Genomic DNA, 13,608 nt, shown 5'->3' with positions numbered 1-13,608 from the left:
AGGCTTCTCTGCAAAATATCAAAGCAGTCAACCCACAGGCAACTTTTTACGATCTTGTTTAAAACAGCAGTAAAATAATTATGCAATGAAAATATTCAAGATATAAACATACTATAGGCCTATTCAAATACAGGTTATTTTCAAGTTAAAGATAAGAATAAATATATAAATGTCGAACAAACATTTATAACAATATTAGGAGAAATGCTTTGCTTATAATGCTAAGAAGTACAGATCAACCAAAATTGCCGGCCGATACCTGAAATATTGGTATATTGCAGCAAAATCTAAAACTACTTGTGAATCACAAAAAACACATTTATGAATAAAATCTTCTCAACCTTACTTGTATCCTGTGCCCTGTACCTGCCGACATTAAGTTTTGCGCAACAAAAAAACATACTTCCTCAACTTATTCCGTTTCCTCAACAGCTGGAAGCCGGGCCGGGCCTTTTTCAGCTAAATGGTCAAGAATTGGGCTACGCTATTGATCCAGCATTTTCTTCTACGTCACTGCCGGCATGGATCAACCAATCGCTATTCGGTCAACTGAACAAAAAAAGCGTGAAGAAGACAAACGCCACGCTGCAATTGATCAAAGTCCAGGGCCTCTCAAATGAAGCGTATGAATTGAAGATAGATCAAAAAGGTATACAAATAATCGCTTCTTCAGAAAAGGGCGCATTTTATGGTTTACAGACAGTCCAGCAATTGTATCTACTTTCGGGAACAACAGGTAAGTTTGCTCTTCCCTATGTAACCGTAAAAGATCAGCCCGCTTTCAAATGGCGCGGTGTTGAGCTCGATGTAGCCCGCCACTTCTTTCCAAAAGATTATATCTATAAATTCATTGATCTGCTTGCAACCTATAAGTTCAACAAATTTCACTTGCACTTAACGGACGATCAAGGCTGGCGCATAGAAATCAAGAAATACCCTAAACTAACCGAACAGGGGGCTTGGCGTACTTATAACAACCAAGATTCGGCCTGCTTTGTGAAAGCCAAAGAGAACCCCGACTTTAATCTACCGAAGGAACTGATCCGCACAACAAACGGAAAGGAAGAATATGGTGGTTTCTATACACAACAAGATATCAAGGACATTGTTGCCTATGCGGCCAGTCGCCAGATAGAAATTATTCCTGAAATAGACATGCCCGGACATATGATGGTGGCTACCAAGGCCTATCCTGAACTCCTATTGGACAGCCAATCCGCGGGCTGGGGAAAGCAATTTTCTGTCCCCATCAGCCCCTGGAAAGAGAGCAGCTATACCTTTGTTGAGAACGTACTAGGCGAAATTATTGACTTATTCCCTTCGCATTATATTCACATCGGAGCCGATGAGGTCGAAAAAGACTCCTGGTCAAAATCAGCAGCGGCTCAAGCTTTTATGAAAGAAAAGCAAATAGCGAACTTACATGATCTTCAAAGTTATTTCGTCAAACGAGTAAACAGTTTTATTCGTTCAAAAAATAAACAGAGCATTGGTTGGGATGAAATATTAGACGGTAGTTCGGACACGAGCATGATGGTGATGTACTGGCGTGGTTGGGTAAAAAATGCACCGATAGAAGCTGTAAACCGTGGTCACCGGGTCGTTATGACACCTACAAACCCGCTATATTTTGATTATTTACCCAATAGCAGCAGTCTGGATGCCGTGTACAATATGAATGTCGAACCTACGGATATTTCCAGCCAAAAAGCACCGCTGATCCAAGGTGCTCAGGCCAATATCTGGACAGAAATGATTCCTTCCACCGCCCGGTTGGAGTTTATGATTCTCCCGCGGTTAAGCGCTTTATCAGAACGTGTATGGACCAACAAACCGCTGTATGATAGCTATAGAAATCGAGTAATTGCGCACTTTGGACTTTGGAACAAAATGCGTTTACGCTATCGTATGCCAGACCTCACAGGATTCGCCGAAACACAGGTTATTGTTGACGGACAATCTGTTCTAAAGGTTGTAAATGAACTTCCACAGAATCAAATACACTATACAACGGATGGTAGCCTTCCAACACAGCAGAGCCCAGTATTGAACGGTTCGCTCGTGGTTAAAAAAGAAGGGCCAATTCGTTTTGCAACAATCTCCTCTTCCGGTGCAAAAAGTGAACTTTATCAGGTTGATTTTAAAAATGATACCTGGAAAAAGAGCGTAAAACCCAATGAAAATAGCATAGCCCCAGGGCTTATGGCAACACTTTTCAATGGAACTTTTGCCAACACTTCGGCCATTACAGGGCCTGAAGTACGCCGGGAAGTAATCAGCAATGTGGCGCTGAGCGATACCATCAAAATGCCTTCTTTTGGCGCAAAAATTAGAGGCTATCTCTATGTGAGAGAAAAGGGAATCTATAATTTCTACTTCACCTGCGATGATGGTGGTGTCTTGCGAATCCATGATCAGCTCGTCGTCAATAATGACGGACAGCATGCACCGATTATGAAAAGTGGACAGATTGCTTTAGAACCAGGCTACCATCCAATTGCTGTAGATTTCCTTGAAGCTGGAGGCGGATTTACCCTAAAACTTCAATACAGTCTCAATGATTCAAAGGTAATTGATATTCCCAAAGAGTCCTTTTTCCATAAAAAGGATTAATAATCATTATGAAGTATAGAAACAACCTCAGTATGGTCAATTCCATCTGGGGTTATTTTTTTTGGCCTGGGGACTTTGTTTTATTTATAGAATGGCATAAGTTTTGCTCAGCTGTAACCATAATGTTACTAACTATGAAAAAGAACTTTATTCTCCTTGCTCTAGCGACCCTAGTGTTCTTAAGCAGCTGCAGCAAAAATGATGGTCCCTCCTCACAAAAAACACCTGTCACAGTAAAAATTACGGATGCTCCAGGTTACTATGACGCGATCAATCTTCACATCGATGCGATCGAGATCCGAACTACTTCGGGTAGCACAACGATAGATGTCGCCGCCGATCCATTTAATATTTTGAATTATACAATGGGAAAAGATACCGTCATAGCCGGACAGGATGTTCCTTCTGGTATGATCCAAGAAATTCGGCTCAAACTTAATGACTCAGGAAATGAAATTTGGGTCAATGGCGTTGTACATCCGCTAAAAACACCTAGCGGACAGTCCTCTGGCGTTAAACTTAAAGTACAAGATGAATTAATTCCGGATGTAGCGTACACACTTCTTTTGGATTTTGATGCGTCAAAATCGATTGTAAAGACGGGCAACGATCAATATCTTCTTAAACCCGTTATTCGCGCCATCCCAGTGGCCACATCTGGAGCAATCACTGGCACAGTTAGTCCTGCGGAATCACAAGCCAATGTATTTGCTATTACCGGTGTAGATACTGTAGGTACGTTGGCAAACTCAGCCGGAAAGTTTTACTTTCCTGGTATGCCTGAAGGCACGTACAAGATTGTTGTCGAACCTTCAGTAGCTGGTTACATGAACAAAAGCATTGAAGGCGTACAAGTGGCCAAAGGAAGTGTGAAAGATTTAGGAATTATTTCTGTACAATAACATACGATCGGATTAAAGTATCTGATAAGAAACCTATCGTAAAATTGGACATGCCCCAAATAGTTACCACTATTTGGGGCATTTTAATTGTAGCGGTCTTCTAATCCATCCACGAAAATGTGTTGATTCAATTTTTAGATCATCTCGCCTACAACACTTATTGATCAATAAGTATCTGAGACTGATGAAAGTGAAAGCATATTGGCAAAAAGACGATATGCTCCCGCTACTCCTGCAGGCAGTTGTCTAAATAGAGACAAACTATTGTAGATATAATAACCTTTTCCTGTTTTGCGAAGCAGCAACAAACCATCTTCATGCTGATTATTTGCGTTTTGCCCCCGTAGTATTGGTTCAAAGTCTGCACTCCATTTTTGCGGTAAAAAAAGTGCCCTGTCCTGCACCCAATTTTGAAAATCATGCTGCCTAATTACATTGGGGTAGTTCAATATACGATGGGATGGGTCCAAAAATGAAATGCGGGTTTCTGTATTTGTAATTCTTTCCTGAGAAACAGCTAAAGGATAAGTCCCAACCTCAGTCAAATGCAAATCATATGGCGTATTATACTGCCCTATCAATACACCGCCCTGCTCCACATAGTCACGGAAAAGCTGATGAAATTCCGCAATTAAGGGATGAGTATTGTAAATCCGTACTCCCAGGACCACTGCATCAAAATCGAAGAGATTTATTTCACCAATGGACTCAAATGGAATAATATCCAATTGCTCAACAAGTTGGCACAAGCTCCCTCCAAGTTCATCATTCATCCCCGAAATATAAGCAACTTTCCGGGCCGTAATATCCACTGGCAAGTTCAGCACCCGTAGTATTCCCTTGGGAAAGTAAGTTACTTTGTTAATATGCGGATAAACAATACTTTTAGCTGTGAACGGATATATACCTGAACTGGTCTCAATCTCAAATCCAATCTCTTGAATCTCTTCCTGTGATGCTGCTGAACTCAACTCAAAATAAAGTTTTTCCGCTGCATTACCTGCGATGTTGAGATCAATTTCTTTCGGAAATGCGCTCAATCCGTCCGGAAGCGTTAACCTCACTTTAAAAGGTAAGGATTCGGCTATATTGGATTGCAGCTCCAAAGCAACTAAACGTTGGGTCGCTTTAGACAGCACAACGATATCCGAATCAAATGCTGCTGTTACCGGGGGAGCTACGACAACGGGACTACCTGCATGTCTTACAGGAAGCTTAATCGCGATCGGTAAGCCGGCAAATTCCAGTTCCAGATGAACCAACAATTCGGTCCCATATTGTGTCAATACAACATCAGCAGACGATTCTGGTGTATAATTATGTGCGTCACCATTAGCATTAAGCCAAGTTGGAAAAGAAGGTAAAATTGTATCAAGAAGCTGACCATTCAAATGGATCATTTTCGATGGAGACGAGGGAAGATCTATTTGCCTTGCCCCCCTTATAAAAGGAACATTTACCGCTGTCAACTGCAAATTAGACTCCACTGGAATATGCGCATGCAAGATCATATTAACCTCGGTTCCCGGCACCCATAGGGCGTTAGAAGCCTGTACTTCTAATGAGACACCAGCAAAATCAAGTAGCAGACGTTCTACCTCAGCTCGTTTTTTATGAATAATATTATCTTCGGGAACGATCTTCATCCAAAATAAAATCGAAGCAAGCTCCAATGTAAGCTCTGCCGTATCAGACTCACATTTTGCGATAAGGTCATCCACCAACCGATTGAATACATTTGCATAAGAATCTTGCACTGAACAATGCGTAAAAATAGTATTCACAGCCTCTGAATTGATCGATGCACTTTTTAATACTTCAAAATACTCGATACTAGAGTGATGCTGCGCCAAACTTCCCATGGCCTGAGAACGATGTCGATTACGACTTTCTGCTGCAATTTCACCATAATGTAAGTCAAAAGAGCCATGTCTTATAGGAATATCCAAAGAAATATATGCTGGCAAAGGTGTTACTTCTCCGCCGATATCTTTAACACCACTCTCCTGATATACATTCCACAGCAATTGCTGAGCTTGCCAAGGTGCTAGTTCTGCTAACTGTTCGCTGTAAGCTGTTGGATCAGCGGCCAGATCAAAAGCTTTCGCCATTAGGATTGCTGAGGCCTGATGGTGCCCATGCGAGTCAGGGACATTCGGCGAAAATCGCGTTACAATTACAGTGGGACGAAAATAACGGATAGTCCATACCATATCTGCCAGTACACCATTTTCATCCCATCGCGCCAACGTCTCATCGACTGATTTTGCAAAGCCGAAATCCTTTGCCCGTGTAAAGAACTGTTTTGTTCCCTCAATTTCACGTGCCGCAAGTGACTCCTGCACCCGAAGTACCCCCAGATCCAATCCCTTTTCTCTACCTATAAAATTCTGTCCTCCCTCACCTCGCGTAACAGAAAGGTAGGCAGTATCGACCACCTGATCCTGCGCTAGAAATGTCAATAATTTATTGTTTTCATCGTCTGGATGGGCACCGGTATATAAAACACGATCCGAAATTTTAAGCATAGATAGCCCGCGCATCATCATTTGTTTTTTACTTGAAAAAGCTTGATTTAAATGCTGCGTTTGTGCCTGTTGTGCTAAAAATTCCATTGCCATATCCTTCCTGCTAAATAATTCTTCGGTTCAAATATAGGAATATTTTTCAATAATCTACTAAATAGATAGATTATATATCAATACACTTTAAAACCAGTAGAAATAAGCATTTTAAAATAAAAAGGCAAGAGACAATTTAATCCAATCGTGTTAACACACCTTCTTTATGACAGTAAAATTCATAACTAGCCTTCCTTCTAAAACGTATAACCTTTTCGATATAGATACTATTATGTTTTTTGCTAAGGGCAAAATACTTTTGCTGAAGTTTGAGTGGTAAACCAGTCCAGTGGATAGATCGTTCGAGTTCTAAGCCATGCGTCTGACTAAATTCCAAGACAAAATTTGTGTCTCGCCAGCTCAATGCAATTTCAGTTTTATTCTTCGAGCGACCTAAGGCTATCAGCACGTCATTCTGATCGACAATCTTACGCGAACTACCTGCCAGCAATATCGCCCCTGAAACCACCATAGCACCATAACCTATTTTTTTAAATACCTGGTCGCTGAGGTAGGGTAATATAAACTGAACAGTAAATGATGAGACTATTGTTGCAACGGCAATTGCCAGGCCCAGTCCCAGCGCTGCCTTAGAATACAGACCTAAAATAATATAAATAATAAGTTTTACGAGATGTAAAAACACTTCATTTGCAGCACGGGTGGCAATAATCTCCTCTTTGGAAAGCCCCATTTTCAAATAAAACCGATTGAACAACAAGCCGATTGCACCTGTAATTCCTGAAATAAAGCCCGAAAGAAAACCTATAATTGCCAAAAAAGATTTCGAACACTTACTTTCCGAAGATAACGCTGCATTTTTTGATTTAAACAATTGAGGGATATTTCCCATGAGGAAAAAAGCAACAATCAACTGCAAATAGGAAGGTTCTATATATTTAATCAGATATCCACCTAATAGTACAGCCGGAATTGAAAACGGTACAAACCACAGAAAGATCTTCCAGTTGATATGCCGCTTAAAAACAATTATTCTCGATACTGAGCTGGTAAACGTACCAATCGTCAACGAAAATGGAATTAACGATGAAGGCAACATAAAATTCAATAAAGGAATAAGAATAAGGCTTGCTACCCCTCCACATATGGCACTGATCCAAAAAGCGACTATGGTACTTAAAAACAGGACAACTAAATTTATCATAGGATTTCAACAAAAAAACTACTTCACTGTAGCCTCTGACAAAAATGCACCGACTTTCTGTAGAAATTTAGAATTGATATCCCTAGCCTCTCCATATAATCTACACCATTCATCTGCTCAATGCTCAACCTTGTTTTTGTATAAAAACTAAATGCTTTCGTATAATATAGGTTGCGTGAAGCAATGAAGAATATAGATTTGTAACGATATCCCATACGTTAAGGGTATCAAATAATTTTGAACACATATAAATTAGTCGGGATGAAAGTTAGGCAAGTGTTGATTTTTAAAAGTTCTGTAAAGACCAAAAGCAAGAAAGAGTTTTTGATGCAATTGGTCAAAACCCATCTTCCACAAGTACAAGATGCTACTGTCGATCTAGATGATGAGGATGCCATATTCAGGTTCGAAACAGAAGAGTGCTCCATCGACTACCTGACGAAGTTCCTACATGGTTATGGTATCCAAGTTGATTTCCTGGATCGCTTTGTAGTTGCCTAAGCCGCCAGTAGATTACAGCAGTCCTCCCGTGTATTGTTTAAAGAAAGCTTCTCGATAGATTTCACCGATCGGAATTTCAAATTTGTCGATGTAAACAGTATGGTTGTCAAATGAATCAATAAAGGACAAATTAATCAGATAGGATTTACTGGTGCGTGCAAAGAGGCTCACCGGAAGTTTCTGGTGAATTGTCTTCAAATTCATTGCAGTAATCAGTTTATTGTTCCGGGTATAAATAACCACATAATCTTTGAGTGCTTCTATAAAGCGAATATCAGTAAATGCAATTTTATAGTATTTCCTATCCGATTTAATAAAAAGTGCATCCTCACTGGCGTTCTCAACCGTACTTTGATTTTCTTTTAACGCTAGTAATTTTTTATAGGCTATTGCTTTATCGATCGCTTTGGCTAAGCGGTCTTTATTGATCGGCTTCAACAGATAATCTATTGCATCCAATTCGTAACTTTTCAGTGCATATTGCGCATAGGCAGTCGTCAGGATAACCAGCTTGTCATTGGGAAGAGACTGTGCAAAATCGAGTCCATTAACCGTTGGCATCTCAATATCCAGAAAAAGCAAATCCACCGAATTTGTTTTAATACATTCTAATGCTGATATCGCGTTGGAAAATGTACCGACTATCTGAATGGACGAAATTTCTTCGATTAAATTTTTCATTTCTTCCCTAGCCAGGGGTTCATCGTCTACAATAATGCAATTCATAATGGAATAGTAAGTTTAACGCTATACAATGTTTCAGTCGTTGACACCGACAGTTCATAATCATTTCTATATAGGAGATCCAGTCGTCTTTTGGCATTAGCCAATCCCAGTCCGCTGTATTTGCTTCGGACAAATAAGCTGTCGGGATCTTTCGAATTTTCACATTCAAAACAAAGCTGCTGATTAGCTTCAGAAAAATGAATTGTAATAGAGGTATCACCAGCGCCTGCGCTTAGACTATGTTTAATTGCGTTTTCAACAAAGGCTGTAAAAAGATGTGGTGGTAGGAATATACCTTTCTTTTCCAATTCTGCTGGGCAGGATATACGCGTTGTGAGGTTATCACGGCGTATTTCCTCCAATTTTAGAAAATTGGAGATAAAGTTGATTTCAGACCTCAAAAGCGTCCTATCATCATTATTTTCATAGAGCTGATATCTTAGAAAGTCTGATAGTTTCATGATGACCTCCGTAGCCATATTCGGATCTTTTCGAATTAAAGCCTTAACATTGTTCAGCATATTGAATAAAAAATGTGGCTGAATCTGGTTCTTCAAGGATATAAGCTCTGTGGTCAGCGCCAAATTTTTCAGTTCAGAAATGCGCTTATTGTCTTCCAACCAACGCTTAAAAAGCTTAAATGTCGTCGTCGTCAGAATAATCGGAATACAGATAAATAATGCGGCGACTAGCCCCATAGAGTCCGACTCCGGTTTTTTTATAGCGGGAATATGAATGGAATAGATGTAATTTGCAATGTACATGACCACCAGCAAACTGGCCGTTACCAGCAGTATCAATGCTAAGACATATAGCTCATATTTAGCCTTAAAGAAAAACTTGGGTATCAGTACATACATATTAGCGTAAAACATGCATACAAATACAAGCCACAAGATAATAGAAAAATAAAACCGATAACTACCCTGAAAATGAGAACTCGAATTTGCATTTGCAAAAAGTAAAAGTAAACCGATCAGAAAAAACACATGTCGCAGTGGCCTGAATTTATTTTCTGTAAAATACCTTAAAACAACGCTATTATTGAAGTCCTGCATACTTTAGAACAATTTTTAACCTGAATAACAAAAATAGCGCTTTTCTTGGCAAGTACCCGATCTCTTATACGAAGGCCTGTTTTTTTTATACCAAAACTAATGGATGATTTTTAACTTTTCTTTCCGCTGTTCCCCCAAAATGGACTTTTGTATAAAAAGAAGACCTGTTGGTCTAAAAAAAGAATCCCACCTACAAATTTCGGCTATTCTTACAATGATTTTAATCATATATTTATGCAAAAAATACTTTCAATGTTTGTGCTGTTACTTAGCCTATCCACGTCCATCGCACAGACTAAAGATAGCGTGCAGCAAAAAGTGAGGGCTGTGGTTACCGACAAATTTCCCATAACACGGGTCCTCAATTTGACCTATGAATCCAATACAGGATACCGTTATTCATCAAAGCTCCAAGGTCAGGATTTACCTAAAACAAAAGTAGAATCGATGTACCAAGCCGGAGGTAGTATCAACATTAATTTTTTAAAGAGCAGAACCTGGAACTTGGGTACCAATATTGGCTATCAGTTCACTTCTGTAAACTCCAATCGTTTAGACCCCATCGCACAATCCACCATACAGTCAACCCATCAATATCATTATCATTACGAATCACTTAATCTTACCCGTTATTCACGTTTGTGGGGCAAGGTAGCATTTTATACCGCAACGGTTGCTGCCAATGGGAGTGAAAAAGCAATAGAACGCATTAATGGGATATTATCTGCTACTGTGGTACTAAAAGCTACGCGGGAGATTCAAATGGCGGTGGGCCTCATCGGCTTTATAGATCCGGCAGCAATTATTCCGGTTTTACCAACCTTTGCCTACAAGCAACAATTTGCCAATGGGATGATACTTGATGTCATCTTACCTAAAGGAGCCTACCTTCGAAAAGAGGTCTTGCGGAATGGCCGCGTTTCAATAGGTTCCGATTTAAATAGTACGATCTTTTACCTCTATAACTTTCAGGGCGCTGAAAAAGTATATACCTTCAGTCAGATGGAGATCAATTCGGGTCTGACTTATGAACATAACCTGGGCCGATCTTTTATTGCCACCCTTAAATCAGGACTAAAAACCATACCCCGTGCACGCGTATTTGAAAAAAACAAAACCCAGCGCGATTATGTATGGGAAGCAAATCCCGGTCCTTCGTTTTATATTAATGCGGGGCTTTCCTTCAATCCCTTTGCTAAGAAAAGGAAATAATATCTTTTTTTCGGGTTATCCACCCCATATAAATCGATGATTGAAAGAATCGAACAGGAGGTTCAAATCCGGCTTCTTCACAGAGCTCGACTAATCGTTCTTCCGAGACATGCAACAATTCGTGCTCGATTCTTCGCAATCTTTGAGCGACCTGTGTTTCATCTATCCCCTTGGGCAGAAGAAGCCGCAACAACTGCAAGTTTTGTTGAATCTGCTCCTTATTGCCCGTAATATCTAATAATAACAAGGGTGCTTGCGACATCATTCTCTTGGAAATATCTTGGAGCATAACCAATTTTTCGCCATTGTCTTCTAAAAAGTGTAATACAAGCAAAAGCGTCGCAGCACCAAATTGTTTCTCTTCGTCCAAATCACCTACCACACCTTCGACAAGATGAACATTCTCATCCGCTTCAAATTTTTCCAGGGCCTGGCTAATCATCTCAGGCGACGGATCTACCCCGGTTATTGTCCAAGATTCTGCTGTGTCGACAAAACGTTCTATTTCATTTCCAGTACCACATCCTACCACCAGTAAATCCTTGTTTTCAGTTTCTCGGAGGAGCTTTGGCAACTGATCTAAAAAATAATGGTAATTGGGAATCCAGCTCTCAACAAATTGATCATAGCCACTTGCACGCTCATTTTCAAACAGTTCTACTTTATTCATTTATATAACAATAATCATTCAATATAAAATTAGCATTCAATTGAAAGGGTGCCCTTCTGTATTTCAAATATACATGGAAAACCAGTAATTTAAAACAATTCTAAATAACATACTAATATTCTGACAATCCCGTTACTAATTTCACCCCTTTGATGCGTGAGCAAGTTTTATCTTTAGACTATCAGTGCTGTTTTTTTGAAAGTCTATCAATTACTTTTTCAGATCAATTCCTTTCACCACCCCAGGTTTAAAGATATTACCCAGCGTATGCATGCGTTCAATTGCATTCAAGTTAAGCCTACTCTTTTTTTGATGCTTTTTCAGTATTGATTTCGGTATAAAATTAAACCTTTTAGGTATTATTAAAATCAAGCACTCTGCTCATTGTTAATTATATCATGCATAGTGACTATGATTGTTCCTCAACTATACTGTTCTTTTACCATGACATCTTTGCGATGACTCTTTGAAATTTTCGGAATCATAAAGATGATCTTCGACCATCATGATTAAGCGTTTTAGGGATAGATTTCTATATTTTTAATAGCGCGATTGATGAAGGCTTATAACCGTATCTTGATAACATCTGGCAAATCAGTATAAAAAAGGCCAGAAAATTAATTCTGGCCTTCGAAAAATACAATATCTAACCTACATTACTTACTTTTTTAACCGATGCCGATCACAAATGGTTTTAAATATTTTTAGGAAATTCGTCTTTCCACCAAGTAAAACGCCAGTCGTCGCCTTCTTCTTCGGTCAATAGGCATTCTTCAAGCTCCGACAGATATTTTTCTTTATCTAGATGCTGACCTATAAATACCAATTCATTTTTTCGATCTTCCCACTCCGGGTGCCAACGTTTAAGAAGTTCAGCGCTGATTTCGGCATAACTGGGATACTGATAACGCTGCTCTTCGGGCATGCTACTCCACCATGAGCCTGCACTTTCCAATCTTACGCTGCCACCTGCCTGACTAAAACTAATCGCAAGATTCGGCCGGGATGCCAACCAGAGGAGACCTTTAGCGCGTATGATATTATGTGGGTACCGCTCATTGAGATAACTGTGCAGTCGCTGGGGATGGAAAGGCCGTTGCGATCGAAAGACAAAAGATGAAATACCATACTCCTCTGTTTCGGGGCTATGTTCATTTTCAAGTTCTCTGATCCATCCAGCCGAAGAGGAAGCTTCATCAAAGTCAAATGAGCTCGTACCCATAATTTCCTTTGGATCAACACGTCCAAATTGTGTACGGATTAATTTGGCTCCAGGATTGAGCCGCCCAATAGCAGACTCGAGAGTGCCCAAAGTTTCCTCAGATACCAGATCGGCCTTATTCAAAAGGATAACATTGGCAAATTCGATCTGATCAGTCAACAGATTTACAATTGCCCTATTGTCATAGTCGTCATCCGTCAGTTTCCGATCTAATAAGGTATCGGCGCTTCCAAAATCTTTAGCAAAATTGAAACAGTCCACCACAGTTACCATAGTATCAATGTAACTGAACGTAGACAGATCAATCCCATTGTCAGCACTACTATAACTGAATGTCTGCGCTACTGGAATAGGCTCCGAAATACCAGTACTCTCGATAAGAAGATAATCAAAGCGATTTTCTTTCGCTAGTCGCTCCACCTCCACCATCAAATCCTCCCTTAAGGTACAACAAATACATCCGTTGCTCATCTCCACTAACTTTTCTTCTGTTCGCGAAAGCACATTTTCACGTTCAACAGCTTGTGCATCAATGTTCACTTCACTCATATCATTAACAATAACAGCAACTTTCTTGCCTTCCTTATTGTGTAGAATATGATTCAATAGTGTGGTTTTTCCCGCACCTAAAAATCCACTTAAAACAGTGACAGGTAATTTAACTTTTTTGGAAATGCTGCTCATAGTAATTTCGTTTAAACAAATGTAAAAACAAAACAACACAAATGCAACATTGTTGCTATATAAAGATATACGCTAAAACAATAACAGGTGAACTTCCTTAAAAACTTTCGCATGATGAAGTACAAACCTCGTTTAACATGATCAGCATCCCCTTGTCGTAACGTACGTTCACGATCAGCATCCCGGTATTTGCAGTCTAGTTTGATAAACGGGGAAAATCCTTCAGCCCTATAG

10 protein-coding genes are annotated in these 13,608 nt (G+C 39.8%); 4 read left to right on the top strand and 6 right to left on the bottom strand.

Annotated features, from left to right (window positions below):
• Positions 1-321: 321 nt before the first annotated feature.
• Positions 322-2,613 carry a family 20 glycosylhydrolase gene (locus B3600_RS15715; RefSeq protein WP_286753619.1) on the top strand — a complete coding sequence of 764 codons (2,292 nt, stop codon included), beginning with the start codon at positions 322-324 and terminating at the stop codon, positions 2,611-2,613.
• Positions 2,614-2,747: 134 nt separating this feature from the next.
• The gene (locus B3600_RS15710; protein ID WP_286753618.1) at positions 2,748-3,515 is read left to right on the top strand and encodes a DUF4382 domain-containing protein; all 768 of its coding nucleotides are present in this window, start codon (positions 2,748-2,750) and stop codon (positions 3,513-3,515) included.
• Between the two features lie 164 nt (positions 3,516-3,679).
• Here B3600_RS15710 and B3600_RS15705 read toward each other — a convergent pair whose 3' ends face one another.
• Together B3600_RS15705 and B3600_RS15700 are read right to left on the bottom strand one after the other, a co-directional pair.
• A complete protein-coding gene (locus B3600_RS15705; RefSeq protein WP_286753617.1) occupies positions 3,680-6,136 on the bottom strand; it encodes a PIG-L family deacetylase in 2,457 nt (818 codons plus the stop codon).
• 136 nt (positions 6,137-6,272) lie between these two features.
• The gene (locus B3600_RS15700; RefSeq protein ID WP_286753616.1) at positions 6,273-7,301 is read right to left on the bottom strand and encodes a sulfite exporter TauE/SafE family protein; all 1,029 of its coding nucleotides are present in this window, start codon (positions 7,299-7,301) and stop codon (positions 6,273-6,275) included.
• Positions 7,302-7,562: 261 nt separating this feature from the next.
• On the opposite strand from B3600_RS15700, the gene B3600_RS15695 reads away from it, so the two are divergent.
• Positions 7,563-7,802: a hypothetical protein gene (locus tag B3600_RS15695; RefSeq protein WP_286753615.1), complete on the top strand. Its 240-nt coding sequence runs from the start codon at positions 7,563-7,565 to the stop codon at positions 7,800-7,802.
• 12 nt (positions 7,803-7,814) lie between these two features.
• Here the strand turns inward: B3600_RS15695 and B3600_RS15690 are convergent, their stop codons facing one another.
• Both B3600_RS15690 and B3600_RS15685 read right to left on the bottom strand, forming a co-directional pair.
• Positions 7,815-8,528, bottom strand: a complete 714-nt coding sequence (locus tag B3600_RS15690; protein ID WP_286753614.1) for a LytR/AlgR family response regulator transcription factor — start codon at positions 8,526-8,528, stop codon at positions 7,815-7,817.
• Entirely contained in the window at positions 8,525-9,586 is a 1,062-nt protein-coding gene (locus tag B3600_RS15685; protein ID WP_286753613.1) for a sensor histidine kinase, read from the bottom strand. Before B3600_RS15685 ends, B3600_RS15690 begins: the two co-directional genes overlap by 4 nt.
• Before the next feature lie 234 nt (positions 9,587-9,820).
• Between B3600_RS15685 and B3600_RS15680 the strand changes: the two genes are divergently transcribed.
• Positions 9,821-10,798 carry a hypothetical protein gene (locus tag B3600_RS15680; RefSeq protein WP_286753612.1) on the top strand — a complete coding sequence of 326 codons (978 nt, stop codon included), beginning with the start codon at positions 9,821-9,823 and terminating at the stop codon, positions 10,796-10,798.
• On the opposite strand, the gene B3600_RS15675 is transcribed toward B3600_RS15680, so the two are convergent.
• Complete coding sequence (locus tag B3600_RS15675) at positions 10,782-11,468, bottom strand: class I SAM-dependent methyltransferase (protein WP_112376012.1); 687 nt, start codon at positions 11,466-11,468, stop codon at positions 10,782-10,784. The genes B3600_RS15680 and B3600_RS15675 overlap by 17 nt on opposite strands.
• Before the next feature lie 694 nt (positions 11,469-12,162).
• On the bottom strand, positions 12,163-13,374 hold the full coding sequence (locus B3600_RS15670; RefSeq protein WP_286753611.1) for a GTP-binding protein: 1,212 nt from the start codon (positions 13,372-13,374) through the stop codon (positions 12,163-12,165).
• Positions 13,375-13,608: the final 234 nt, after the last annotated feature.

Origin of the sequence: Sphingobacterium sp. UBA2480 (assembly GCF_002341965.1) — a bacterium.
Lineage (GTDB): Bacteria > Bacteroidota > Bacteroidia > Sphingobacteriales > Sphingobacteriaceae > Sphingobacterium > Sphingobacterium multivorum.
This window is presented reverse-complemented; position numbering and strand designations above follow the sequence as displayed.